A 25,584-nucleotide genomic window follows, 5' to 3' on the forward strand; every position below is an offset into this window, starting at 1 on the left:
GCTTCAGGATATCTGCCACGGATCCTGAGTCTACTTGAATGGTAGCTGCTGAAGAGTCCGTACAGTATTGCTTTCCGGGTAGAGGCTCCTGGTGTTGGGTAGGGCGAGCAGATGGTCTTGAATCAGACCGACATCATCGCGCCCAACGATCAACGTTTCGCCATGCCACTGCTTTTGAAGTTCGTACAGTGGCATTCTCAGATTCCCCCTGGCAGGATCTGCCAGGAAAGCCTTTCCCTGGCTGACGCCTTTCAGCACGACAAAATGATTCAATTCCTTACGCCTTAAAAGGATGATGGTGGGACCTTTCAACCTTGATGCCGCCTCCAGTGGCAGCATGACTCCAGCAGCGTTATAACCAAGATTTTCTGCCGCGTTTTTCAGATCAAGCATTGAAAAACCTTTCCGGACTCGATCCAGCAGCTCTTCTTTTGACAGCCTATGAATGATTTCGGACAGTATCTGCTGTTCCCCAATGCTGTCAGAGAAGTACTGATTCAGGAGTATCGTGAGCGAAGCAGCACCACACGAATAGTCAAGCGTCTGGCGCTGAATTCCAGAAAATTTCAGCTGTTGCAGCGATGTTATCTTTGGCGCTGCACTGCTTGCACCTGAAAATAAAAGTACTGCAAGCATCGTGAAGACCGGGGCGTTGTTCATGGTTAGTTCAAATTCTTCTTCAAACTTATGGATAGCGCGGCCGGCCCGGAGTCGTTGTTCAGGCCGTACGTGATGCTCGGGGAAATCAGCCAGCTTTCGGATAGTCTGTAGGAAACATTCAAGGTGATATCCATCGGATCCGAGTCGGAACCATAGATAGTTTCGTGCTCGGCCTTCATGTTTGAACTGTAAGAATAGGAAAACCTGGAGCCGAGGGACAAACGCTCATTCAGAGCGAACCCCACACCGAAGTACGTATTGACAACCCAGCCAGGCTGTACATCGTAGCCGTCAACCTTGTTGGCAAAGAAATACTGGTAATTGAAACCACCAAACAGGATGGCAGGGTCGGTGGACCTGACGAATGCCAGCCCCGGAGCGACACTCCAGTGCCCGCTACCATTGTTCAGCGGGTCCTTCCAACTGTCACTGAAGGAGTTGTATTTTTTCCTGCCCGTCGGGGCACTGACATCGAACGTGGCAGATATTGCCGGGGTACTCTCCGTTTCCTGTGTCAGTTGATACTGGCCACCAAAGGAAATGTCGGCCATATCCCACGAGCTGGTGCTTCTGATGTACTCGTTGCTTGATACGTCTTGCACCCGGCTATAGGTCATGGGCACGCTTGCGTATACCTCCACCCCCTCGTACAGCCCTGCCCTGATAGTCGGACGCAGTTCCAGTTGGCGCGCGGAGTAGGACGATTTCTGAAAGTAGCCTGCTGCGGGAAGACTGTACTGGGTGCGGCTTTGCTTGTAGGTCGAACTCAAGTCCAGCTCGACCTTCCCGGGAGAAAGCAGTACGGTGGATCCGGTCAGGAAATCCAGGGGAGCCTGGTTTTCCGTCTCGGCACCATACTCCTTCTGCTCGTTTCCCTTGGCACCCTCACCGGCCTTGACCCTCTGCTCTGTCTCAGTGTGGCTGAAGGACTTCACTATTCGGCTTATCGATCCTATGGCGATCGGGGATGTGCCAAAGGTCTGCGAGTTTATCGAGGTCAGACCAGCACTGTCGGTTTTCAGCTGCCCGATGACCTTTTCGCCACTCGAGAACTCAACATGGTATTGAGTGTCTGTCGCAATGCTTTCGATTTCGGCGGTAGGGATCCTGATTGCCGCACCATATCGTGTATCAAATACGCAGATGCCGTTTGTATAGGAGATGATATTCCCCGAATACCTGTCTCCACTTTTTAATTTGATATTGTCACCATAGGCGAAGGGGGCAATCAGAAATAGAAAAAAATACATTTTTTGAAAATGCTGCGAATTGCAAATCATCAAGAAACCCTTGCGGCGATGGTGGAAGCCATAGACAGCGCTATGACTTCCAGTTTTTAGTTACCAGGAGAACGTTGAGATAGGGCGATTCCAGGAGCTCGTGCGGAAGCCATAAACACTTGGCTGCTTGGTTTCGGGATGGAGTACTTGCACATGCAGATCAATCTCCGTTGCGTACGCCAGATTCCATGCCCCTACGTTGCTGGTTTTGTCAGCGAGCCAACGGTCACCTGCAACATAGTAGGTACCGCCATCGTAGTCGTACGTATAAACCCCATGCGGATCATAGGAGGTACCCACAATATTGTAGGAGCGATAGTCACTCTGGCTGCCGAACTTCTTCCAGGTGACATGATAGGTTTGCAACCCTTGCGTTACGCTGGGCATCGGTTGGCCGGTAATAAGGGCGGCGCCCTTGATATCACCCAGTTGTTTATCGCTCAGTTCGGCAGGCTGGAGGCCCTGGGACTTCAGCGATTCCAGAATGGGATTCCCGGCATGGCTGATTGCAGGCACAGCCAGAATCAATGCAGCCGCCATTGCGGACTTTACTAGGTTTTTCATCCATGTACCTCGGTTTGGTTTAAGGAACGTTAAGGCATATAAATGCCAAGCTTACTCATGAAGCCCATCATTCGCGGGTGCGACGTGATGGATTGAGTAATCGGGTTGTGAAGACACTTGCTCAAACCGGGAGTTGACATGGACGCCTTACAGCGTGAGCTCATGTCTGAAAGTCCATTTTCCCGTAGGCTGTGTACGAAATTGTTTGAAACGCAGGTTAGGCAAGGCAAAAACCGGCGAGGAACGGCCGGGGTCGCGTCCGACTTTACTGGAGTAAATGAGCATTCCGAGCCGGTTTTTAACGCTGCATAACCAAGTTTCAAGCGATTTCGTACATAGCCTAGAGACCTGGGAGGTATTTGACTGATACGCCGAGTGTCCGGCCGATGCCCCCGGAAGAGCCAGCGACGAACCTCGCGCCTTGCGGATCAATATAGGCAGGTGACGTACTGGTAATCCTGATTCTATCCAAGACGACCAGACTGCTTGCATTGACTTTCATGACGTCATTCCTTGCGCTCATGCGCTGAACAGTAGGGTGGCGTTTGCCACCCTTAAATCCTTTGCTTGCAGTCTTATATATTTCTTCGTGTCAGAAAAGCAGCCGGTTCGTTACATGCCCCTTGTTTCAAGGACGAGTTGCCTGGCCGGATTAAACATCTCCGGACACCAGGGATTCATCGGACCATGACGAAATAATGGCAATAAGCCATTATTTTTCATGAACTTAACCATTTCCTCGCGACTGACGGCGCTGGAAAAATCGGAAAACTGGGAGGGGCCAAGATGAGAAATTTCCAAGCCCCGAATAATGATACGAAATATTTCTTATATGTTTTTTGTCGCTACCGGCGAGATCCGGTCGCGTCCCCCCTACGCTCCCAGCGCGCCCAGCCGTTCAACGCTCCACAAAGAAGCTCCGCCCCTCACTCCTGAGCAGGTCGAGCAGGCTCTGCGCCGCCGGGGACAGGTAGCCGCCGTCACGCACGGCGGCGACCAGGGTGCGTTTCATGGTGGTTTCCTTGAGCGGCACCTCACGCAGGTGCATGGCCCCGCGCACGTCTTCCAGGGTATTGCGCGCCAGGAAGCTCAGCAGTTGGGTCTGGCCAATCAACGGTGGCAGCAACGAGATGGTGTTGGTCTCGATCTGCACCGACGGCAGCGGCAGCCCGCGAGCCAGGAACACGCCGTCGATCCAGCGCCGGGAGGAAACACCGGTGGCCGGCAGCACCCAACGGTAGCGTCCCAGGTCCTTCAGGCGGATCGGACCGTCGAAGATCGGGTGGTTGCGGCTGGCGACCACCACCGCCTCATCGTCGAACAACGGGTGGGCCAGTATCTGCGGATCACTGTCGAACTGTGGGCAGATCACCACGTCCAGGCGGCCGGCACGCAGGGACTCGCGCAGCATGTTGTCCTGGCCGATGACCAGGTTCAGCGTGATCTGCGGCGCACGTTCGAGCAAGGTCGCGGTCAGTTGCGGCAGCAGGTACTCGGCCATGCTCGACGCGCAACCCAGGCGGATATTGCCCAGCACGCCGCTGGCGAAGTCGCGGACTTCGCGGTGCGTCTCGGCGATGTTCTGCTGCAGTTGCCGGGCGCGCTGCTGCAACAGCACCCCGACCGGCGTCAGCTTGATGCGCCGGCCCTCGCGCTCGAACAGCTTGGTACCGAACGACTCTTCCAGGCGCTGGATGCTCTTGGTCAGCGCCGGCTGGCTGCGGTTGAGCTTCTCCGCGGCGCGCCCCAGGTGCCCGAGTTCGGCGATGGTTTCGAAATAGGTGAGATCGCGCAGGTCCATAATCAATCAACCAAAGTTATAGATTCATGACAATTAGAAACTGGACTTGATCAATTGCGCTATCAATAATTTACCCATCGCGTCGATCGCAACGCCCTGCAACAGGTGCGTCCGACGCTCTGGAGGGAGTTTTGTCCGATTCATCGCGTTTTTCCCTGAGCCACTGGCCACGCCCGCTGCAATGGCTGGCCCTGATCCTTCTCGCCGGCAGCGCCGGGCAACTGTTAAAGCACGCCAACCTGCCGGCCGGTCAATTCATCGGGCCGATGCTGGTGGCGATCGGCTTCGGCGTCAGCGGCGCCCGCATCCGCATCCATCGCCAGGCATTCCGCCTGGGCCAGGGCTGCATCGGCCTGCTCGCCGCCCATTCGATGACCCTGGCCGTTTTAGAAGCCATGGCCGACTCCTGGCACCTGATGCTGTTCGCCACGGTACTGACGGTGGTCCTGAGCTCGTTGGTCGGCCTGCTGATGGTCCGTTTCGGCGGCATCCAGGCCAGCACCGCCGCCTGGGGGACCTCCCCCGGCGCGGCGTCGGCCATGGTCGCGATGGCCGATGATTTCGGGGCCGACGGCCGGGTCGTGGCAACCATGCAATACGTGCGGGTGGTCTGCGTGGTGGTGATCGGCGCGCTGGTCAGCCATGTGCTCGAAGCGCCGGCCGGCGGCGGCGAGCAGCACGCAATGGCCGCGCCCCAACACGGGCTGGACCTGCTCAGCCTGGGGCTGACCCTGGCAACAGCGGTGCTCGGGGTGGTGCTCGGCGCCCGCGTACCGGCCGGAGCCCTGCTCGTCCCCCTGCTGATCGGTGGCGCATTGCAACTGTCCGGCCTGTTGCACATCACCCTGCCGGCCTGGCTGCTGGCCACGGCCTACGGCGCCATCGGTTGCTACGTCGGCCTGCGCTTCGACCGCCCCACCGTGCTCTACGTCTGGAAGCGCCTGCCGGTGATGATCCTCAGCGCCATCAGCCTGATCGCCCTGTGCGCCGCCTCCGCCTGGCTGCTGGCGAAGTGGCTGGGCCTGGATTTCCTCTCGGTCTACCTGGCGACCAGCCCCGGCGGCCTGGACACCATGGCAATCATCGCGGTCGACACCCATTCCGACGTCGGCCTGGTGCTGGCCATGCAGACCCTGCGCCTGCTGGCGGTGATCTTCACCGGTGCCTACTTCGCCCGCCTGGTGATCCGCTTCGCCCGCCAGGCGTGACGCCCGGCACCCGCCCTTGCAGGGATGCAATCGCGGTGCTGTCGCTTGCCTGAACCCATCGGCAAACGACGCCGCTTAACGATTCATTTCACGTTTTTTTCTCATCTGCCCCTCTACATTCCCGCCCGAACAAACATGCGAATGATTCCTATTGTTTAACCGGAGCGGCGAAAAGGGTGCAGTCGCACCCGCTCCCGCTTCTCGGCATCGACCATAAGACCGTACACAAGACCGCAGGAGCTTCCACAGAATGATTTCCCGTTTCCCTTCGCTGTTCAAAATGACCCTGCTGGCCACCGCCCTGTTCGGCGCCGGCCAGGCCTACGCGGCGCCCAGCGCCGAGGGCATCGTGGTCTACAACGCCCAGCACGAAAGCCTGACCAAGGCCTGGGTCGAGGGTTTCACCAAGGAAACCGGGATCAAGGTGACCCTGCGCAACGGTGACGACACCGAGATGGGCAACCAACTCGTGCAGGAAGGCGACAAGTCGCCCGCCGACGTGTTCCTCACCGAGAACTCGCCGGCCATGGTGCTGGTGGACAACGCCAAACTGTTCGCCCCGGTCGCGCCGAGCACCCTGGAACAGGTCGGTGCCGCCTACCGTCCGGCCCACGGCAACTGGGTCGGTATCGCCGCCCGCTCCACCGTGTTCGTCTACAACAAGGACAAGCTGAGCCAAGCGCAACTGCCCAAGTCGCTGCTCGACCTGGCCAAGCCTGAGTGGAAAGGCCGCTGGGCTGCTTCGCCGGCCGGTGCCGACTTCCAGGCCATCGTCGCCGCCGTGCTGGAACTCAAGGGCGAAGCCGCCACCCTGGACTGGCTGAAGGCGATGAAGGCCAACGCCTCGGTCTACCGCGGCAACAGCGCGGTGCTCAAGGCGGTCAACGCGGGCCAGGTGGAAAGTGGTGTGATCTACCACTACTACAGCTTCGGCGACCAGGCCAAGACCGGCGAGAACAGCAAGAACACCTCGCTGCACTACTTCCGGCACCAGGATCCGGGCGCCTTCGTCAGCCTCTCCGGTGGCGGCGTGCTCAAGTCCAGCCGGCACCAGGAGGAGGCCCAGGCGTTCCTCAAGTGGGTCACCGGCAAGGGCGGCCAGGCAGTGCTGCGCGACGGCAACTCGTTCGAGTACGCGGTCGGCGTCGGTGCCGACTCCAACGCGAAACTGGTGCCGCTCAAGGACCTCGACGCGCCGAAGGTCGACGCCTCGAAACTCGACAGCAAGAAGGCCGTGGCCCTGATGACCCAAGCCGGAATCCTGTAATTGCTCCCGCAGTCCAACCCTCCTCTGGACACCGCCGCAGCCGCTCACGCGCCTGCGGCGCTTTCGCCTCGGCGAACCGGAAAATTTTTCGCTCGGCAGAGCAATCCGTGGATCATCGGACTGTCGCTGCTGATGTCCCTGCTGGCCCTGTTGCCCATCGCCTTCGTCATCCTCTCGGCCTGGCAGACCGGCTGGAGCACCCTGCTGGAACTGGTGTGGCGCCCAAGGGTGGCGGAACTGGCGGCCAACACCCTGCTGCTGACCCTGATCACCCTGCCGCTGTGCGTGATACTGGGCCTGGCCCTGGCCTGGCTGACCGAGCGCACCGACCTGCCCGGCCGGCGTCTCTGGTCATTGCTGGCGACCGCACCGCTGGCGGTGCCGGCGTTCGTCCACAGCTACGCCTGGGTCAGCCTGGTGCCGTCGATCCACGGCCTGGGCGGCGGCGTGCTGGTGTCGGTGATCGCCTATTTCCCGTTCCTCTACCTGCCCATCGCCGCCACCCTGCGGCGCCTGGACCCGGCCATCGAGGACGTCGGCGAATCATTGGGGCTCAAGCCCTGGGCGGTGTTCCGGCGCATCGTGCTGCCGCAACTGCGGCTGGCGATCTGTGGCGGCTCGCTGCTGGTCGGCCTGCACCTGCTGGCCGAATACGGTCTCTACGCGATGATCCGCTTCGACACCTTCACCACGGCGATCTTCGACCAGTTCAAGTCGACGTTCAGCGGCCCGGCGGCCCACACCCTGGCCGGTCTGCTGGCGCTGTGCTGCCTGGGGCTACTGACGGTCGAGTCGGCGGCCCGCGGCAAGGCCCGCTACGCCCGGGTCGGCTCCGGTACGGCCCGCCAGCAGCGCACGGTACGGCTCGGTGTCGCAGGCAAGCTGGTGGGCCTGAGTGTCCCGTTGCTCAGCAGTGCACTGGCCCTCGGCGTGCCGTTGATCACCCTGGGCAACTGGCTGGTCGCCGGCGGCGTGGATGTCTGGCAGGCGGACGAGCTGTGGCCGGCCTTGCAACAAACCTTGCTGCTCGGGGCCGCCGGTGCGCTGCTGACCACCTGCGCCGCAGTGCCGGTGGCCTGGCTGTCGATCCGCTCGCCAGGGCGCCTGCATCGCCTGCTGGAAAGCTGCAACTACATCACCAGTTCGCTGCCGGGCATCGTCGTCGCGCTGGCGCTGGTCACGGTGACCATCCACTTCGCCCGGCCGATCTACCAGACCTCGCTCACCGTACTGCTGGCCTACCTGTTGATGTTCATGCCGCGGGCCCTGGTGAGCCTGCGCGCGGGCATCGCCCAGGCGCCGGTGGAGCTGGAGAACATCGCCCAGAGCCTCGGTCGCTCGCCGGCCCGGGCCCTCTGGCTGGTCACCCTGCGCCTCGCCGCACCGGGTGCCGCCGCCGGTGCGGCGCTGGTGTTCCTGGCCGTGGTCAACGAACTGACCGCGACCCTGCTGCTGGCGCCCAATGGCACGCGCACCCTGGCCACCGGCTTCTGGGCCCTGAGCAGCGAAATCGACTACGCCGGCGCCGCACCCTATGCCCTGATCATGATCCTGTTGTCGCTGCCGCTGACCGGCCTTCTCTACCATCAATCCAAACGCACGGCGGGCCGATGAACGCTCTGGTACTCAACTCGCTCTACAAGTCCTTCGGTGCACAATCGGCCCTGGAGAACGTCAGCCTGTCGCTCGCCGCCGGCAGCCGCACGGCGATCGTCGGCCCCTCGGGTTCGGGCAAGACCACCCTGCTGCGGATGATCGCCGGCTTCGAATTTCCCGACTCCGGCAGCATCGTGCTCGACGGCCAGCCACTGGTCGACGCCCACACCGCCATCCCCGCCCACCAGCGCCTGATCGGCTATGTGCCGCAGGACGGTGCGCTGTTCCCGCACATGACCGTGGCCGACAACATCGGCTTCGGCCTCGCCGGCAAGACCAGCGAGAAACAGCCGCGTATCGCCGAACTGATGGAGAGTGTCGCGCTGGATGCACAGATGGCGAGCCGTTGGCCCCATGAACTGTCCGGCGGCCAACAGCAACGGGTCGCCCTGGCCCGCGCTTTGGCCCAGCGGCCACGGCTGATGCTGCTCGACGAACCGTTCTCGGCCCTCGACACCGGGCTGCGCGCGGCCATGCGCAAGATGGTCGCGCGCCTGCTGTCGGATGCCGGCGTGACCACCATCCTGGTGACCCATGACCAGGCCGAGGCGCTGTCGTTTGCCGATCAACTGGCGGTGATGCGCCAGGGCCGGCTGGTACAGGCCGGGGCGCCGATGGATCTCTATCTGCGCCCGGTCGACGAGGACACTGCCGTGTTTCTCGGCGACGCGGTCATTCTTCCGGCGCGGATCGAGGATGGCTGGGCGGAGTGTGAGCTGGGCAAGGTGCCGGTCAACAATGAAGGCCTGCATGGCCCGGCGCAGATCATGCTGCGACCCGAACAACTGCAACTGGCCATGCCCGGCTCAGGTGAGATCGCGGGCAGCCCGGCGGTAGTGACCGACTGTGACTTCGGTGGCAATACCTGCACCTTGACGGTGGAACTGGCCAACGCGGGGAAACGTCCGCTGCTGGTGCGCAGCAGCGGCATGTTGGCACCGCGGGTCGGCGCCCAGGTGCGGGTGTCGACCCTCGGGCACGCCCACGTGCTGGGTTAGCAGGTCAGCACGCCCGCCGTCCGGGTCGGCCGGGCCCAGGGCGCGATCAGGCGCTCTGGCGTACCGCAGGCTTTGCGCTTGAGCACGAAGTTGCGGCACTTGCCGGCGAAGCCATTGCGGTCCTGCACCATGTCCTGCTGCATCTGCGCCAGTTCCAGGTCGCGGCAGTACTCCATCGCCTCCAGATCCGGCGCCTGCTTGTTTTCGCGAGCCATGTGCGGCTCGTGAACCAGGCGTTGGGCCTCGCCCATCAACCACTCGCCAAAGGCCTGCGGACAACGCGGACCGATGCCCTGGATCATGCCCATCGCCAGCGCCTGGGTGGTGCTCAGCGGCAGGCATTGCTGGGTCAGTTGCAGGGCCAGGTCGGCCCCCACCGCCCGCGGCAGGCTGTAGGTCCAGTATTCGGAACCGTAGAGGCCCATGGTCTTGTAGTGTGGATTGAGCACGATGCCGTCGCGGGCCAGCACCACGTCCGCCGCCAGCGCCAACATCACCCCGCCCGCCCCGGCACTGCCGGTCAGGCCGCTGACCACCAGTTGCCGGGCGCTCAGCAGTTCGCGGCAGACATCGTTGATCGCACGGATATTGGCCCAGGCTTCCAGGCCTGGCACTGCAGCAGCCTGGATGACGTTCAGGTGCACACCGTTGGAGAAACTGCCCTGCCCGCCACGGAACACCAGGACCTTGGTGTCCTGGGCCCTGGCCCAGCGCAACGCACTGACCAGCCGGCGGCACTGTTCGGTGCTCATCGCACCGTTGTAGAACTCGAAGGTCAGTTCGCCGACATCGCCCACCTGGCGATAGCGGATCGGCTGGTAGGCCTCCAGGCATTGCCGGTGGGTGCTGATCGACCAGTCCAGGGTCGGCACCTGGTCCAGCCGCCCGGCCAGCACATGGCGCGCCGGGCGCTTGAAGGTTTCCTCGCCGGTGGCGGGCTTGCGCCGCAGGGAACCGATCCAGATGCTGCGATCGCCCGTGGCGACCAGCACCGCGTCATCGTGTACCGCCAGCAGTTGCCCGGGGGTTCCGCAGCGGCTGTCCAGGTGGGCGTCGTAGAGGTAGTACTGCTCACCCTGGAGGCTGGCAAGTACCCCGGGCTGGCCATCGGCGGCATCGATACGACGCTTGATGAACTCGGCGCTGTCATGCCAGCTGAAGCTGCGGTCGCTCTGCTTCATGTTCGGCTGCAGGTGGCCGCGCACGTCTGGCGATTCATAGTCCAGTGGCGTCGGTTTGAAATCGGTACCGAATTTCGCCACCACCTCGTGGATGCAGATCAGCGCCGCATCGGCCACCGGGCCGTTGTACAACTGCGACTTGCGCACCTGGGCCGGCATCTCGAATTCGCTGGTCGCCCAGATCGCGCCGCTGTCCATCTCCTCGGCCGCCTGCAGGGCGGTCACGCCCCAGCGCGGGAGCTTGCGGCTGATGGCCCAGTCCAGCGCGCTGGCGCCGCGGTCGCCGACAATTCCCGGATGGATGATCACCACCGGGCGCTCGGTATTGCGCCACAACTGCTCGGGCACACGGTCCTTGAGAAACGGACAGATCACCAGTTGCGCGCCGCTGCCTTCGATCTGCCGGCAGACCTCCTCTTCAGTGGTGAACAGCACCACACTGGGCTCGTGCCCGGCTTCGCGCAACGCCAACCAGGCACGCTGGGTGAGACCGTTGAACGCGGTGGACAACAGAATGATCTTCAATGAGCGCATGACTAACCTCCTCCTTGAGCATGTACCGGGCCCACTGCTGCGATGAACAATCCATGGCCCGACCGGAGTGGCTACAGTAGCGCGGTGTGAGGAGCCGGCCTTGATCGAGGTCAAGGCCGAAGGTGCAGGCGTCAGCGGTGACGCGCGCGGGCTTCGCTGGCGGTGTGACCGAAGAAGTCGCGGAAACAGCGGCTGAAGTGCGCCGAGCTGACGAAGCCGCAGGCAGTGGCGATGTTGATCACCGACTCGTTGGTCTGCAGCAGCAGTTGCCGGCCGCGGGTCAGGCGCAGCTCCAGGTAGTAGCGCTTGGGTGAGCTCTGCATGAACTGCTGGAACAGTCGGTCGACCTGACGCCGCGACAGGTTGACGTAGGCCGCCAACTGGTCGAGCTCCAGCGGGTCTTCGATATTGTTTTCCATCAGGTCGAGCAGGCTTTGCAGCGCCACCGGCAGACGCGGATCGCGGGAGACCCGCGCCAGCGGCATATTGTCGGTCTGTTCGCTGCGGTCGCAACTGAGGATCGCCTCGATCCCCCGTACCAGTTCGTCGCCCTGCTGGGCGCGGATCACGTTGAGGATCAGGCCCAGGGCACTGTTGGCGCCGGCACAGCTGATCAGCCCACCGTCGATCACATAGGGCTGCGGCAACAACTGCACCGTCGGGCAGATTTCCATCAGGCCGGCGCGGTTCTCCGGGTGCACGGTGCAGGAACGGCCGTCCAGCAGGCCGGCATGGGCCAGCTGGAAGCAGCCGTTCCAGAGGCTGCCCAGTTGCATCGACGCCCGCGCGCACTGGCGCAGTTTCTCCACCAGCTTGCCGGCCGGCTGCAACGGGCTGCGCAGGCCGCCGCAGACAATCAGCAGGTCGGCGCCGTCCGGACGCAGGGCGCTGATGCAGTCGTCGGCGGCGATGGAGATACCCAGGTCGCAGGCGATCTGCAGGTGATCGATGCCAAAGGTCTTCACTTCATACAGCGGCGCCCGTCCCAGCAGGTTGGCCGTGACCAGTCCATCCAGCGCGCCGGTGAAGGCCATCATCGAGAAATTGTCGAGCAGCACGAAGGCGATCCGCCGGGGTGGTGGCGGCGTGAGCGCTCCCTGGCCCGACTCGTTCAGGTAGGCGAGATTCAGGGTCTTGAGGCTGCGACTGAATTGGCGGTGCCCCGCCGGTGGTGATTCGGACATGCGTGATGATGCTCAAGGAGAACCAGGAGGCTGGTGGGCACGAGAATATCGCGTTCGCGCAGCGCCTTCAAAACTGTTCGAAAGGCTTGCCACGCAGTTTTCTTTGACAGCTGTGACGCGGCAGAAAACAATGCTCGGCGGCATCCGAGCCTGAAGAACAGCCGGGGTGCCTGTCTTTCGGAGACTGTATGAACAAGATCCTGTCGATCCTGTCGGGCCTGGCAATCGCCCTGATGCTGACCGGCTTTACCCGGACATCGCCCGATACCCCGGTCCAGCTGGACGACTACACCCTGGGCAAGATCAGGCTGATCGAGTCGCGGCTGGCCAGCGAAGGCCACCCCGACACCGGCCGGCGCATCGACGAGATCTCCGCCAGCTTCCTCGGCACACCCTATGTACCGCATATGCTGGTGGGCTCGGCGACCTCGGCGGAAAAGCTGGTGATCGACTTCCGCGGCCTGGACTGCTTCACCTACCTGGATTACGTCGAGGCCCTGCGCAAGTCCGACAGCCTGCCGCGCTTCATCGAGAACGTGGTCCGCACCCGCTACGAAAACGGCGACATCAGCTACGTCAACCGCAAACACTTCTTCACCGACTGGGCGCATGCCACGCCGCTCAATGCCCGCGACGTGACCCGCGAAACCAGCCCGGACGCCACCACCGTCACCAAGGTCCTCAAGACGCCTGCCGGCGGTGGTTCGAGCGCCGAGGTGACCCGCGCCATCAGCTACATTCCCAGCCAGTTCGTCGACGACACCGTCATCAGCCGGTTACGCACCGGCGACTACGTCGGCATCTACACCCCCGCCCAGGGCCTGGACGTGACCCACACGGGCATCTTCATCATGACCGACAAGGGCCCCGTGCTGCGCAACGCCTCGGCCCAGTCGAACCACTACCAGGTCATCGACTCGCCGTTCCTCGCCTATGTGAAAAAGACCCCGGGGATCGTGGTGCTGCGGGCCCTCTGAGACCAGCAGCACCTCTCGAAAACCATCGTTACACATATCGGGAAATACCTGTGACAGGGTCGTAACCCGCAGTCCGTCTAGCCTTGAATGTGCCGGCAGGGAATGTCGGCAGGAAGCAGCCATACGTCGGCAACTTTCTCAAACCTAAACGGATGGGTTATTATTGAATCATGGTGACGACAGCGCGATTCGACGATGTACGAGTAGTGATCTACTCCAACGATCACAGGCCCTGCCATGTGCATGTCATGAACTGGGAGCACGAAGCGGTGTTCCACCTGCGGTGCCCCGAAGGTCCGCCGCAACTGCGTATCAACTACGGTTTTACCTATCGCAGGCTCAAGCTTCTGTGCGCACTGCTGACCGAAGACCTGGCCTATCAATGCCAGCAATGGAAGGAGATCCACGGTGACTTTGACTGAACTCGAATTCAGGCAGGCAAACGCCTCCCAACCCAAGGTGCCTCGTGCGGAGCAGGTCCACTACGACACTGAAACCGACTGCGTGGTGATCCGGCTCGATTCCGGGGTGAGCCTGTCTTTCCCGCCGCGCCTGGCCCAGGGACTGGCCGGCGCCAAACCTGCGCAGCTGGCACGGATCGACATCAGCCCCAGCGGCCAGGGGCTGCACTTTCCAGCCCTGGATGTCGACCTGCACCTGCCCGCGCTGATCAATGGCGTGCTGGGTAGCGCATCGTGGATGGCCGGTCAGTTGGGCAGGAAAGGCGGTTCCCGCTCGACCGAAGCCAAATCCCGCGCCGCTCGCGAGAACGGCAAGCTGGGCGGTCGTCCGCGCAAGCGCCCCGCCCTCTGAAGCAGACCCGGACGCTTGGCACAAGGCCCGGGCGTCATCAGCGTGCCGCCTCGTCGAGAAGAAGGGAAAACAGAACGTTTTTTGTATACCATATCCTTTCCATCCCTCTCGAATGATCGCGCCGTGTCCCTACCCAAACTCAATCTGCCGGACCTGGGCAATGCGCCCTCCACCTCGGAGATCATCACCCGTCACCTGCGCGAGGCGATCGTCGCCGGCAATTTCGCCGAGGACGAGCCGATTCGCCAGGACGAAATCGCCCGCCAGTTCAATGTCAGCAAGATCCCGGTGCGCGAGGCACTCAAACGGCTGGAGGCCGAGGGGCTGGTGATGTTCCAGCGCAACCGGGGGGCGATGGTCACGCGTCTCTCCGAGCTGGAGCTGGCGCAGATGTTCGAGGTGCGCATGCTGCTGGAGGACAAGGTGTTGCGCCTGGCGATCCCGAACATGACCGACAGCACCTTTGCCAGGGCCGAGAGCATCTGCCAGGAGTTCGTCGGCGAGAACGATGTCGGCCGCTGGGCCGAACTCAACTGGGAACTGCATGCCTGTCTCTACGAGCCGGCGCAGCGGCCGTTCCTGGTCGGCATGATCCGCTCGGTCAACGACAAGCTGGAACGCTACCTGCGCATGCAGATGAGCCTGTCCGCCGGCAAGGAGCGCGCCGATCACGAACACCGGGAAATCATCGAAGCCTGCCGCGCCCGCGACGTGGAACGGGCGGTGAAACTGCTCGACGAGCATATCGCCGGTGTCTGCGCGACCCTGCTCAAGCACCTGCCACGCGCGCATTGAGCCAGATGCCACTATGCTGATTTCGTCATGAGCACCCGATAAAAGCATCAAGCCGGACCACCCCCGCGCAGGCCACTCTGCAAGCTCCTTCATTCGACAGTGGCCTGCCATGAAACGTATCACCGTGATCGACTCGCATACCGGCGGCGAACCCACCCGCCTGGTGACCGCCGGCTTTCCCGACCTGGGCCAAGGTAGCATGGCCGAGCGCCGCCAGCGCCTGGCCGAACAGTACGATAGCTGGCGCGCCGCCTGCGTCCTCGAACCCCGCGGCAGCGATGTGCTGGTCGGCGCCCTGCTCTGCGAACCGGTGGACCCGCAGGCCTGTGCCGGCGTGATCTTCTTCAATAACACCGGTTACCTGGGCATGTGCGGCCACGGCACCATCGGCCTGGTGGCCTCTCTCGCCCACCTGGGCCGCATCGGCCCGGGCACCCATGCCATCGAGACCCCGGTCGGCACCGTGCACGCCACCCTGCACGAGGACCGCTCGGTCAGCGTGCGCAACGTGCCGGCCTACCGTTATCGGCGAGCCGTGGCGCTGGAAGTGGCGGGCATCGGCCAGGTGGTCGGTGATATCGCCTGGGGCGGCAACTGGTTCTTCCTGATCGCCGAGCACGGCCTCGATGTCGCCAGCGACAACCTCGAGGCATTGACCGCCTACAGCTTCGCCGTACAGCAGACGCTGGAGCAGCAAGGCATCCGCGGCGAGGACGGCGGCCTGATCGACCATATCGAACTGTTCGCCGACGACGCCCATGCCGACAGCCGTAACTTCGTCCTGTGCCCCGGCAAGGCCTACGACCGCTCGCCCTGCGGCACCGGTACCAGCGCCAAGCTGGCGTGCCTGGCGGCCGATGGCAAGCTGCAACCGGGACAGGTCTGGCGTCAGGCCAGCATCCTTGGCAGCGAGTTCGAAGGCTCCTACGAGGCCGCCGGCGAGCGCATCGTGCCGACCATCCGTGGGCGGGCACACATCAGCGCCGAAGCGACCCTGATCCTCGAACAGGACGACCCGTTCGCCTGGGGCATCCGCCTGTGAACGAAGGCGCGGTGGCCGACGTGATCGTGATCGGTGCCGGCATCGTCGGCGCCGCCTGCGCCCAGGCCCTGGCCCACCGGGGCCTCGACGTGCTGGTGCTGGATGCCGGGTTGCCGAATGCCACAGCGGCGGGCATGGGCCACCTGCTGGTGCTCGATGACAACCCGGCCGAACTGGCGCTGAGCCAATACTCGGTGCAACGCTGGCGCGAGCACGCGCCCAAGCTGCCCGAGGGCTGCGCCTATCGCAACAACGGCACCCTGTGGATCGCGGCCAACGCCGAGGAAATGGCCGTGGCCGAAGCCAAGCACCACAACCTGCAGGCCCACGGCATCGCCTGTGAGCTGCTCGACGGCCAGACCCTGCACGAACGCGAACCGCAACTGCGCGAAGGGCTCGAGGGCGGCCTGCTGATTCACGGCGACGGCATTCTCTACGCCCCGGCCACCGCCCGCTGGATGCTCGAGACCGCGGGCATTCGCCAGCGTCGGGCGCGGGTCCGCGAAATCGACGGCCAGCGCGTACGGCTCGACAACGGTCACTGGCTCGCGGCCGGTGCCGTGGTGCTGGCTAATGGCGTGCAGGCTGACGAGCTGTGTCCGGAGCTGCCCATCGAGCCGAAGAAGGGGCATCTGCTGATCACCGACCGCTATCCCGGCAGCGTCACCCATACCCTGGTGGAGCTGGGTTATGTCACCAGCGCCCACAACGCCAAGGGGCCATCCACCGCCTGCAACATTCAGCCACGCCCGACGGGTCAGTTGTTCATCGGCGCCTCGCGGCAGTTCGGCACCCGCGACCTCGCAGTCGAGAGCTGGATGCTGGCGAAGATGCTCAAGCGTGCCGTCGAGTACCTGCCGGGCCTGGCCCGACTCAACGCCATCCGTGCCTGGACCGGTCTGCGTGCCGCGAGTCCCGACGGCCTGCCGCTGGTGGGTGAGCACCCGCGGCGCAAGGGTCTGTGGCTGGCCGTCGGCCATGAAGGACTGGGCGTCACCACGGCCCCCGGCACCGCCGATCTGCTGGTCGGGCAACTGTTCAACGAAACGCTGCCGCTGGATGCCACTCCCTACCTGCCCCAGCGCTTTCCAGGAGTCTCGGCCCATGCCTGAACTGATACTGGACGGCCGCGCCCTGCGCGTCGCCGATGGCACCACCGTGGCCGCCGCACTGGCCCTGGGCGGTGACGGCTGCAGTCGTACGTCGGTGAGCGGCCGCCGTCGGGCACCGCTGTGCGGCATGGGTATCTGCCAGGAGTGCCGGGTCAGTATCGATGGCTACCGCCGCCTGGCCTGCCAGACCTTGTGCCAGGACGGCATGCGTGTGGAGACCCGGCCATGAGCGAAACCACCGACCTGCTGATCATCGGTGCCGGTCCGGCCGGCATAGCCGCCGCCCTCGCCGCCGCCCCCAGTGGCGCACGCATCACCCTGATCGACGACAATCCACTGACCGGCGGGCAGATCTGGCGTGACGGGCCACAGGCCAAGCTGCCGCCCCTGGCCCGGCAGTTGCGCGAGCGCCTGCAACATTGCGCCAATGTGCAGCACCATCCCGCCACCCGGGTGATCGCCCGCAGTGGCCCGAAACGGCTGTTGCTCGAAGACCCGCAACGGGGCTGGCAGATCGGCTACGACAACCTGATCCTCTGCACCGGGGCCCGCGAACTGCTACTGCCTTTCCCCGGCTGGACCCTGCCCGGCGTCACCGGTGCCGGTGGCCTGCAGGCGCTGGTCAAGGGCGGCCTGCCGGTGAACGGCGAACGCCTGGTGATCGCCGGTAGCGGCCCGTTGCTACTCGCCAGCGCCGCCACGGCGCGACAGGCCGGGGCGCGGATCCAGCGAATCGCCGAACAGGCTTCGCGGGCCGCCGTCGCCGGTTTTGCCGCACAGTTGCCGCGTTGGCCACACAAGGGGCTGCAAGCCTTCGCTCTGTTCGACCGCCATTACCGCACCGATACCCACGTGATTGCCGCCCTCGGCAACGACCGCCTGGAAGGTGTGCGCCTGCGGCAGCACGGCAGAATCGTCGAAGTGGCTTGCGAACGACTGGCCTGCGGCTTCGGCCTGATCCCCAACAGCCAGCTCGGCCAGGCCCTGGGCTGTGCACTCGCCGGCCAGGCCATCGCCGTCGACGACTGGCAGGCCAGCAGCCTTGCCGATCATTACGCCGCCGGCGAATGCACCGGTTTCGGTGGCAGCGAGCTGGCCCTGGTCGAAGGCGCGATCGCCGGGCATGCAGCCGTGGGCGAGCGGCAGGCCGCCCGCGCCCTGTGGTCGCGGCGGGCACGCTGGCAGGGTTTTGCCGACCGCCTGAACCGGGCCTTTGCCCTCGACCCACGGCTCAAGTCCCTGGCCGAGCCGGACACCCTGGTCTGCCGTTGCGAGGATGTCAGCTACGCCGAACTGCTCGGCCACCGCGACTGGCGCGAGGCCAAGCTGGCCAGCCGTTGCGGCATGGGCGCCTGCCAGGGCCGCGTGTGTGGTGGTGCGACCACCCACCTGTTTGGCTGGCAGGCTGCGGCACCGCGCCCACCGTTCGGCCCGGCACGCATCGACACCCTGTTGCACCTGGACGACACCCCACCGGCATGAAGCGTGGCACGGGGCTTTCGGCAACCCCGACGGATCACTATGATCCCGGGGGTTGCCACCAGATGCCTGCCGCCATGTATTATGCCTCGCTCAACAGCTTCAAGCCCTGCGACCTGCCCACGCTGCTGAACAGCCTGCACAGCATCGCGCCGTTGCTCGACACCCTGGCGGACGTGGTGTTCTTCATCAAGGACAGCCAGGCCCGCTATGCCTTCGCCAACCAGACCCTGGCCCGACGCTGTGGTTTCAAGCACACCGAAGCGTTGTTGGGGCTGACCGCCGACCGGGTGTTCCCCGAGCGCTTCGGTGCCTCCTACACCGAACAGGATCGCCGGGTACTGGGCAGCGGCCGTGAACTGGCCGACCAGTTGGAACTGCACCTCTACTACGGCAACCAGCCGATCTGGTGCCTGACCCACAAGGTGCCCTTGCGCGACCCGCAGGGACAGATCGTGGGCCTGGCGGGGGTTTCCCGCGACCTGCAGTTGCCGCAGTCGAACCATCCGTCCTTTCCGAAAGTCGCCGCGGTGGATGCGTACATCCGCGAGCATTTTTCCCAGCCCATCAGCCTGGCCGAACTGACCGGCATCGCCGGCCTGTCGGTGGCCCAGTTGGAGCGCCAGTGCAAGCGGATCTTCCAACTCACGCCCCGGCAGATGATTCACAAGGCGCGTCTGGAGGAAGCCTCGCAACTGTTGGTGCAGGCCGACCTGCCGATCACCGAGATCGCCCTGCGCTGCGGTTACACTGACCACAGTGCCTTCAGCCGCCAGTTCCGGGCGCTGACCGGGTTGTCGCCGAGCCATTATCGCGAGACGCATCGGCAGCAGTGACGTCAGGGCGGGTGTCTGGTCAGGAGGCCGAGGGTGGACTTGAGGAGCCATTCGCGGGCAAGCCGCGAACGGCCGCCACTGTGTTCCTTTAAGGCGCGCTTTCGCCCTCGTCTGCTCCCTTCTGTAACACCACCCTTCCCCCCGCCTTGACCCACGGCGCCCACCAGCCCCCCCTAAGCCAAGGCTCTGCAACGAATTTCCCTGTCCAGCTGGAATCAGGCACAGTCATTGCTAATCTAATATCGTATACGAAATTCATAATACGATAACCAACACCACTCACCGACAAACGAGGCTTCCATGAAAAATCCCGTTTTTGCCGCAGCGCTCAGTGTGGTTCTCAGCTCTTGCTTCATCGCCACGGCCCAGGCCGACAAGCTCGATGACATCATCAGTTCGGGCAAGCTGCGTTGCGCCGTGACACTCGACTTCCCGCCGATGGGCTCGCGTGATGCCAACAACAAGCCGGTGGGCTTCGACGTCGACTATTGCAACGACCTAGCGAAAGTCCTCGGCGTCACTGCCGAAGTCGTCGAAACGCCGTTTGCCGATCGTATCCCGGCCCTGATGTCCGACCGCGTCGACGTCATCACCGCCTCCACCTCCGACACCCTCGAACGGGCCAAGACCATTGGCATGAGCATCCCCTACTTCGCCTTCCAGATGGTGGTGCTGACCCGCGAGGACACCGGCATCAGCAAGTACGAGGATCTCAAGGGCAAGAATGTCGGCAACACCAGCAGCACCTACGAAGCCATCGCCCTGGAGAAGGACCAGAAGAGCTGGGGCAGCGGCAGCTTCCGTGCCTACCAGTCGCAGAACGACACCATCCTGGCCGTGGCCCAGGGCCACATCGACGCCACCGTGGTCACCAACACCGTGGCCGCCGCGACGCTCAAGTCCGGCAAGTACAAGGGCCTGAAGGTCGTTGGCAACGCCCCGTACGTGATCGACTATGTGTCGCTGGGTGCCGCCCGCAACGAGTACGGCCTGATCAACTACCTCAACCTGTTCGTCAACCAGCAGGTACGGACCGGGCGCTACAAGGAACTGTTCACCAAGTGGGTCGGCACCGAGATTCCACCGACCGACCTGACCGTTCCCCACGTCTACTACTGAGGACCGCTCGATGCCCAGCACGCCCACTGTCCTGAGCGGACGCAGTCTGGTCGAAGGGTCTGCCCAAGGTCCCCTGCTGTTCGCCGATGTCGGCCTGAGTTTCTGGGGTGGCGTCGATCCGTTCAGCGGCGAGGTGATCGATCGCCATCATCCCCTCAGCGGCCAGCACCTGAGCGGCTGTGTGCTGGCATTGCCCAGCGGGCGCGGCTCCTGCACCGGCAGCAGCGTCATGATGGAGGCGATCAGCAACGGCCATGCGCCTGCCGCCCTGGTGCTGGCCGAGGCCGATGAGATCCTGACGTTGGGTGTGTGGGTGGCCCAGGTGATTTTCGACCGCTCGCTGCCGGTGCTGTGCATCGGCAGGGAGGCCTTTGCCGCCTTGCGCGGCCAGGCCTTCGCCCGGGTGGAAAATACTCGCCTGAGCCTGTTCGATGCCTGTCCCACGGATGGCTGGCAGGTCACGCCAACGCCTCCCTCCTTTCGCCCGGCAATCGGCAGCGTCGAACTCAGCGAGTACGACCGCAGCCTGCTGGACGGCCACTATGGCAAGGCCGCCCAGGTGGCCATGCAGATCGTCCTGCGAATGGCCGGGCTGCAAGGTGCCACAGCCCTGCTGGACGTGACCCAGGCCCATATCGATGGCTGCATCTATACGGGCCCGGCGAGCCTGCGCTTTGCCGAACAACTGGTGCAATGGGGCGCGCGGGTACGCGTCCCGACCACCCTCAATTCCATCTCCGTGGACCAGCGGCGCTGGCGCGAGCTGGGGGTCGACGCGGCCCTCGGCGAGCCCGCCAGCGCCCTGGGTAACGCCTACATGGCCATGGGCGCGCAACTGAGCTACACCTGTGCGCCGTACCTGCTCGACAGCGCCCCCAAGGCCGGCGAGCAGATCGTCTGGGCCGAATCCAACGCCGTGGTCTACGCCAACAGCGTGCTCGGTGCCCGGACCCAGAAATACCCCGATTACCTGGACATCTGCATCGCCCTGACCGGCCGCGCCCCATTGACCGGCTGCCACCTGGCCGAACGGCGCAAGGCACAGTTGCAGATCGAGGTGCCAACCTTGAAGGCGTTGGACGATGCGTTCTACCCGCTGCTCGGCTACCACATCGGCACGCTGTGCGGCAGCCGTATCCCCCTGGTGCGCGGGCTGGAACGCAGCCGGCCCGGCCTCGACGATCTCAAGGCGTTTGGCGCCGCGTTCGCCACCACTTCGGCGGCACCCCTGTTCCATATCGCCGGGGTCACCCCCGAAACGCTCGATCCGGCACAGGTGGCGGATGCATCGCTGCCTGTGGAGCGCATCGACCTGGCCGGGCTGCTGGAAAGCTGGCACGAACTCAACAGCGCCCGCAGCCCATCGGTGGATGTCATCTCGCTGGGCAATCCGCACTTCTCCCTCGGCGAGTTCGCCCACCTGGCGCGGTTGTGCCAGGGCCGACACAAGCATCCGTCGGTGGTCATGGCGATCACCTGTGGCCGCGCGGTGCTGGAACAGGCCCGTGCGGCGGGATATCTGGAGCCGATCGAAGCCTTCGGCGCTACGCTGATCACCGACACCTGCTGGTGCATGGTCGGCGAACCGGTGATCCCGCCGGGCGCCCGCACGCTGATGACCAACTCCGGCAAGTACGCCCACTACGCTCCCGGCCTGGTCGGGCGCAGCGTGCACTTCGCCAGCCTCGCCGAATGCGTCGACAGCGCCTGCACCGCCCAGGCCAGTGGGCGCCTGCCGGCCTGGTTGCAACAGGAGGAAGCGGCCCATGTTTAATTTCAGCTACACCTTCCAGTGGCGCGCGGCGTTCCGCGCCCTGCCCGACATGCTCAGCGGCGCCTGGGTGACCTTCGAGACCGCCGCCCTGTCGATGATCTTCGGCGTGCTGATCGCCCTGACCCTGACAGTGATGCGCGAGGCCAGACAACCGTTGCCGCGCGGTTTCGCCAACGGCTGGGTGTCGATCGCCCGCAACACCCCATCACTGTTCCAGATCTACATCCTGTATTTCGGCCTCGGCTCGCTGGGGCTGCATGTCAGTTCCTGGTTCGCACTGCTCGCCGGGATCACCTTCAACAACGCCGGCTACCTGGCGGAGAACTTCCGTGGCGGCCTCAAGGCGGTGCCCGGCACCCAGATGCGCGCCGCGCGCTCGCTGGGCATGAGCGCCTTCCAGGCCTACCGGATGATCGTCGTGCCGCAGTTGCTGCGGGTGGTGTTCTACCCCCTGACCAACCAGATGGTCTGGGCGGTGCTGATGACCTCCCTGGGGGTGGTGGTGGGGCTCAACAACGACCTGACCGGGGTGACCCAGGAATACAACGTCAAGACGTTCCGCACCTTCGAATACTTCGCCATCGCGGCGGTGCTGTATTACCTGATCGCCAAGGCGATCGTCGCGATAGCCCGGCTGTTGTCCTGGCGGCTGTTCCGTTACTGAGGGGGTCTGCTCGATGTTCTCTACCAGTCTTACCGCCAATGACCTGCTGTTCCTGCTCAGCGGCGCGTGGGTCACGCTGCAACTGACGTTCTGGGCGATCCTGCTGGGCAGCGTCGCCGGCCTGTTGTTCGGCCTGCTGCGCGCACTGCTGCCGCGGGTGAGCTTGCCGCTGGCCTGGGTGCTGGACGTGTTTCGCAGCGTGCCGCTGCTGATCCAGTTCGTCCTGTTCAACTCGTTCAAGAGCATCCTGGGCCTGAAGATCAGCGCCTTTTCGGTCGGCTGCATCGTGCTGGGCATCTACGCCGCCGCGTACTTCACCGAGATCGTGCGCAGCGGCGTGCTGTCGGTGCCGCCGAGCGTGCGCCGGGCCAGCCGCTCGCTGGGGCTGAGCTACCTGCAGGACCTGCGCTGGATCGTCCTGCCGATGGCCACGCGGGTGGCCTTCCCCGGCTGGCTGAACCTGGTGCTGGGGGTCATGAAGGACACCGCGCTGGTGATGTGGATCGGCATCATCGAGCTGTTGCGCGCCTCGCAGACCATCGTCACGCGCATCCAGGAACCGCTGCTGGTGCTGTGCATCGCGGGCCTTATCTACTACGTCATGAGCCTGGTGGTCGCTCGCCTGGGCGCTCGTCTGGAAAGAAGGTGGCAAGAAAATGATTGAGATCGACAACGTACACAAATCCTTCGGCGACCTGGAAGTGGTCAAGGGCGTCAGCCTGACGGTGAACAAGGGCGAGGTGGTGTCGATCATCGGTGGCTCCGGTTCCGGCAAGTCGACCCTGCTGATGTGCATCAACGGCCTGGAATCGATCCACAAGGGCAGCATCCGCGTCGACGGCATCGAGGTCCACGACCGCGCCACCGACCTGAACAAGTTGCGGCAGAAGATCGGCATCGTGTTCCAGCAGTGGAACGCCTTTCCGCACCTGACGGTGCTGGAGAACGTGATGCTGGCGCCGCGCAAGGTGCTCGGCAAGAGCCGGCAGGACGCCGAGGAACTGGCGGTGCGCCAGCTGACCCATGTCGGCCTGGGCGACAAGCTCAAGACCTTTCCCGGCAAGCTCTCCGGCGGCCAGCAGCAGCGCATGGCGATCGCCCGCGCCCTGGCGATGTCACCGGATTACATGTTGTTCGACGAAGCCACCTCGGCACTCGACCCGCAACTGGTCGGCGAGGTGCTGGACACCATGCGCATGCTCGCCGAGGACGGCATGACCATGGTTCTGGTGACCCATGAGATCCGTTTCGCCCGGGACGTTTCCGACCGCGTGGCGTTCTTTCGCAACGGCCTGGTGCATGAGATCGGCTCGCCCGATCAGGTCATCGGCAATCCACGGCAGCCGGAGACGGCGGCGTTTCTCAAGTCGGTCAAGTAGAAATGCCCCCCAATCCCTTTAGGAGCCGGGCTTGCCCGCGAACCGCCGAAGGCGGCCGTTCACCTCGCCAGCGTCGCAGCCTGGCCGGCGCTTTCGCGGGCACGCCCGGCTCCGACAGGGGTAAGCAGACACGAAAGGAGGAGTATGCAATGCGTTCTTCGAAGATCGTTCATGTAGTCAGTTGCCATGCCGAAGGCGAAGTCGGCGATGTGATCGTCGGCGGTGTCGCCCCGCCGCCGGGCGCCACCGTGTGGGAGCAGTCACGCTGGATCGCCCAGGATGAAACCCTGCGCAACTTCGTCCTCAACGAACCGCGCGGCGGCGTGTTCCGCCACGTCAACCTGCTGGTGCCGGCCAAGGACCCGCGGGCGCAGATGGCCTGGATCATCATGGAGCCGGCCGACACGCCGCCGATGTCCGGCTCCAATTCGCTGTGCGTGTCCACGGTGCTGCTCGACAGCGGCATCCTGCCGATGACCGAACCGCAGACGCGCCTGGTGCTGGAGGCTCCCGGCGGCCTGATCGAAGCCGTAGCCGAATGCCGGGACGGCAAGGTCCAGCGGGTGGAAATCAGGAATGTGCCGTCGTTCGCCGACCGCCTCGACGCCTGGATCGAAGTCGAAGGCCTGGGCTCGCTCCAGGTCGATACGGCCTACGGCGGCGACAGTTTCGCCATCGTCGACGCCCGGCGCCTGGGTTTTGCGATTCGCCCCGATGAGGCCCGGGATCTGGTCGAGACCGGCCTGAGGATCACCCGTGCCGCCAACGAACAACTGGGTTTCGTCCACCCGCTGAACCCGGACTGGTCGCATATCTCCTTCTGCCAGATCGCCGCCCCGGTGATCTACGAGAACGGTATCGCCACGGCTGCCAACGCGGTGGTGATTCGCCCCGGCAAGATCGACCGCTCGCCCTGCGGTACCGGCTGCTCGGCGCGCATGGCGGTGCTACAGGCCAAGGGGGTGCTGAAGGTCGGCGAACGCTTCATCGGCCGCTCGATCATCGGCTCCGAGTTCCACTGCCGCATCGACTCACAGACCGAGCTGGCCGGGCGTACGGCGATCTATCCGTGCCTGTCCGGCCGGGCCTGGATCACCGGTACCCACCAGTTGCTGCTCGACCCCGCTGACCCGTGGCCACAGGGCTATCGACTGTCGGACACCTGGCCGGGAGCCTGAGACCCACTGATTAAATACCCATGCACGACCTTGCGGCGCTGGAACGGCGCCCGCAGAGACACACGAATCGCAGATTTTTATCA

The 25,584-nt window shown here is 64.0% G+C and carries 25 protein-coding genes; 19 read left to right on the forward strand and 6 right to left on the reverse strand.

What is annotated here, in order from left to right; translation table 11 throughout:
* Nucleotides 1–30: 30 nt before the first annotated feature.
* The 4 genes from ACMGT0_RS17830 to ACMGT0_RS17845 form a co-directional block, all read right to left on the reverse strand.
* The gene (locus ACMGT0_RS17830; RefSeq protein WP_081005892.1) at nt 31–660 is read right to left on the reverse strand and encodes a C39 family peptidase; all 630 of its coding nucleotides are present in this window, start codon (nt 658–660) and stop codon (nt 31–33) included.
* A gap of 2 nt (nt 661–662) precedes the next feature.
* Nucleotides 663–1,940 carry a transporter gene (locus ACMGT0_RS17835; protein ID WP_054057066.1) on the reverse strand — a complete coding sequence of 426 codons (1,278 nt, stop codon included), beginning with the start codon at nt 1,938–1,940 and terminating at the stop codon, nt 663–665.
* Between the two features lie 60 nt (nt 1,941–2,000).
* On the reverse strand, nt 2,001–2,504 hold the full coding sequence (locus tag ACMGT0_RS17840; RefSeq protein ID WP_239687914.1) for a hypothetical protein: 504 nt from the start codon (nt 2,502–2,504) through the stop codon (nt 2,001–2,003).
* A gap of 898 nt (nt 2,505–3,402) precedes the next feature.
* The gene (locus ACMGT0_RS17845) at nt 3,403–4,305 is read right to left on the reverse strand and encodes a LysR family transcriptional regulator (RefSeq protein ID WP_054057068.1); all 903 of its coding nucleotides are present in this window, start codon (nt 4,303–4,305) and stop codon (nt 3,403–3,405) included.
* A 131-nt stretch (nt 4,306–4,436) separates the two neighbouring features.
* Here ACMGT0_RS17845 and ACMGT0_RS17850 point away from each other — a divergent pair, with 131 nt between their 5' ends.
* The 4 genes from ACMGT0_RS17850 to ACMGT0_RS17865 all read left to right on the forward strand — a co-directional run bounded on the left by ACMGT0_RS17850 (nt 4,437) and on the right by ACMGT0_RS17865 (nt 9,434).
* A complete protein-coding gene (locus tag ACMGT0_RS17850) occupies nt 4,437–5,513 on the forward strand; it encodes an AbrB family transcriptional regulator (protein ID WP_416769106.1) in 1,077 nt (358 codons plus the stop codon).
* Between the two features lie 250 nt (nt 5,514–5,763).
* Entirely contained in the window at nt 5,764–6,780 is a 1,017-nt protein-coding gene (locus ACMGT0_RS17855) for an iron ABC transporter substrate-binding protein (RefSeq protein WP_054061483.1), read from the forward strand.
* A 132-nt stretch (nt 6,781–6,912) separates the two neighbouring features.
* Nucleotides 6,913–8,394, forward strand: a complete 1,482-nt coding sequence (locus tag ACMGT0_RS17860; protein WP_241494455.1) for an ABC transporter permease — start codon at nt 6,913–6,915, stop codon at nt 8,392–8,394.
* Nucleotides 8,391–9,434, forward strand: a complete 1,044-nt coding sequence (locus ACMGT0_RS17865) for an ABC transporter ATP-binding protein (RefSeq protein ID WP_054064325.1) — start codon at nt 8,391–8,393, stop codon at nt 9,432–9,434. The genes ACMGT0_RS17860 and ACMGT0_RS17865 overlap by 4 nt, the downstream gene beginning before the upstream one ends.
* Here ACMGT0_RS17865 and ACMGT0_RS17870 read toward each other — a convergent pair.
* Both ACMGT0_RS17870 and ACMGT0_RS17875 read right to left on the reverse strand, forming a co-directional pair.
* A complete protein-coding gene (locus ACMGT0_RS17870) occupies nt 9,431–11,149 on the reverse strand; it encodes a hydrogenase maturation protein (RefSeq protein WP_054058141.1) in 1,719 nt (572 codons plus the stop codon). The genes ACMGT0_RS17865 and ACMGT0_RS17870 overlap by 4 nt on opposite strands.
* 131 nt (nt 11,150–11,280) lie before the next feature.
* Complete coding sequence (locus ACMGT0_RS17875) at nt 11,281–12,333, reverse strand: GlxA family transcriptional regulator (RefSeq protein WP_054058140.1); 1,053 nt, start codon at nt 12,331–12,333, stop codon at nt 11,281–11,283.
* A gap of 188 nt (nt 12,334–12,521) precedes the next feature.
* Between ACMGT0_RS17875 and ACMGT0_RS17880 the strand changes: the two genes are divergently transcribed.
* The 15 genes from ACMGT0_RS17880 to ACMGT0_RS17950 all read left to right on the forward strand — a co-directional run bounded on the left by ACMGT0_RS17880 (nt 12,522) and on the right by ACMGT0_RS17950 (nt 25,501).
* Nucleotides 12,522–13,310: an N-acetylmuramoyl-L-alanine amidase-like domain-containing protein gene (locus ACMGT0_RS17880; RefSeq protein ID WP_054058139.1), complete on the forward strand. Its 789-nt coding sequence runs from the start codon at nt 12,522–12,524 to the stop codon at nt 13,308–13,310.
* 170 nt (nt 13,311–13,480) lie between these two features.
* Complete coding sequence (locus tag ACMGT0_RS17885; RefSeq protein WP_054058138.1) at nt 13,481–13,732, forward strand: DUF4160 domain-containing protein; 252 nt, start codon at nt 13,481–13,483, stop codon at nt 13,730–13,732.
* Nucleotides 13,719–14,123 carry a DUF2442 domain-containing protein gene (locus ACMGT0_RS17890; protein WP_054058137.1) on the forward strand — a complete coding sequence of 135 codons (405 nt, stop codon included), beginning with the start codon at nt 13,719–13,721 and terminating at the stop codon, nt 14,121–14,123. Before ACMGT0_RS17885 ends, ACMGT0_RS17890 begins: the two co-directional genes overlap by 14 nt.
* A 123-nt stretch (nt 14,124–14,246) precedes the next feature.
* Nucleotides 14,247–14,918, forward strand: a complete 672-nt coding sequence (locus tag ACMGT0_RS17895; RefSeq protein ID WP_054058136.1) for a GntR family transcriptional regulator — start codon at nt 14,247–14,249, stop codon at nt 14,916–14,918.
* A 109-nt stretch (nt 14,919–15,027) separates the two neighbouring features.
* Nucleotides 15,028–15,960, forward strand: coding sequence for a 4-hydroxyproline epimerase (locus ACMGT0_RS17900; protein ID WP_054058135.1), 933 nt, complete (start codon nt 15,028–15,030; stop codon nt 15,958–15,960).
* Nucleotides 15,957–17,072 (forward strand): NAD(P)/FAD-dependent oxidoreductase, encoded by a 1,116-nt coding sequence (locus ACMGT0_RS17905; protein WP_054064329.1) that lies wholly within the window; start codon nt 15,957–15,959, stop codon nt 17,070–17,072. Before ACMGT0_RS17900 ends, ACMGT0_RS17905 begins: the two co-directional genes overlap by 4 nt.
* Nucleotides 17,065–17,301 (forward strand): (2Fe-2S)-binding protein, encoded by a 237-nt coding sequence (locus tag ACMGT0_RS17910; protein ID WP_054064330.1) that lies wholly within the window; start codon nt 17,065–17,067, stop codon nt 17,299–17,301. Before ACMGT0_RS17905 ends, ACMGT0_RS17910 begins: the two co-directional genes overlap by 8 nt.
* On the forward strand, nt 17,298–18,554 hold the full coding sequence (locus ACMGT0_RS17915) for an FAD-dependent oxidoreductase (protein ID WP_416769112.1): 1,257 nt from the start codon (nt 17,298–17,300) through the stop codon (nt 18,552–18,554). The genes ACMGT0_RS17910 and ACMGT0_RS17915 overlap by 4 nt, the downstream gene beginning before the upstream one ends.
* Before the next feature lie 62 nt (nt 18,555–18,616).
* A complete protein-coding gene (locus tag ACMGT0_RS17920; RefSeq protein WP_416769114.1) occupies nt 18,617–19,387 on the forward strand; it encodes a helix-turn-helix domain-containing protein in 771 nt (256 codons plus the stop codon).
* 300 nt (nt 19,388–19,687) lie between these two features.
* Nucleotides 19,688–20,506, forward strand: a complete 819-nt coding sequence (locus ACMGT0_RS17925) for a transporter substrate-binding domain-containing protein (protein ID WP_054064332.1) — start codon at nt 19,688–19,690, stop codon at nt 20,504–20,506.
* A gap of 10 nt (nt 20,507–20,516) precedes the next feature.
* Nucleotides 20,517–22,280, forward strand: coding sequence for an aconitase X (locus tag ACMGT0_RS17930; RefSeq protein ID WP_416769115.1), 1,764 nt, complete (start codon nt 20,517–20,519; stop codon nt 22,278–22,280).
* The gene (locus ACMGT0_RS17935) at nt 22,273–22,944 is read left to right on the forward strand and encodes an amino acid ABC transporter permease (protein ID WP_054064334.1); all 672 of its coding nucleotides are present in this window, start codon (nt 22,273–22,275) and stop codon (nt 22,942–22,944) included. Before ACMGT0_RS17930 ends, ACMGT0_RS17935 begins: the two co-directional genes overlap by 8 nt.
* Nucleotides 22,945–22,957: 13 nt before the next feature.
* Nucleotides 22,958–23,608, forward strand: coding sequence for an amino acid ABC transporter permease (locus ACMGT0_RS17940; protein ID WP_054059961.1), 651 nt, complete (start codon nt 22,958–22,960; stop codon nt 23,606–23,608).
* Nucleotides 23,601–24,323 carry an amino acid ABC transporter ATP-binding protein gene (locus tag ACMGT0_RS17945; protein ID WP_054059962.1) on the forward strand — a complete coding sequence of 241 codons (723 nt, stop codon included), beginning with the start codon at nt 23,601–23,603 and terminating at the stop codon, nt 24,321–24,323. The genes ACMGT0_RS17940 and ACMGT0_RS17945 overlap by 8 nt, the downstream gene beginning before the upstream one ends.
* 149 nt (nt 24,324–24,472) lie before the next feature.
* Nucleotides 24,473–25,501 (forward strand): trans-3-hydroxy-L-proline dehydratase, encoded by a 1,029-nt coding sequence (locus ACMGT0_RS17950; RefSeq protein ID WP_054059963.1) that lies wholly within the window; start codon nt 24,473–24,475, stop codon nt 25,499–25,501.
* Nucleotides 25,502–25,584 lie beyond the last annotated feature (83 nt).

Source organism: Pseudomonas sp. RHF3.3-3, assembly GCF_048069595.1.
Lineage (GTDB): Bacteria > Pseudomonadota > Gammaproteobacteria > Pseudomonadales > Pseudomonadaceae > Aquipseudomonas > Aquipseudomonas fuscovaginae_B.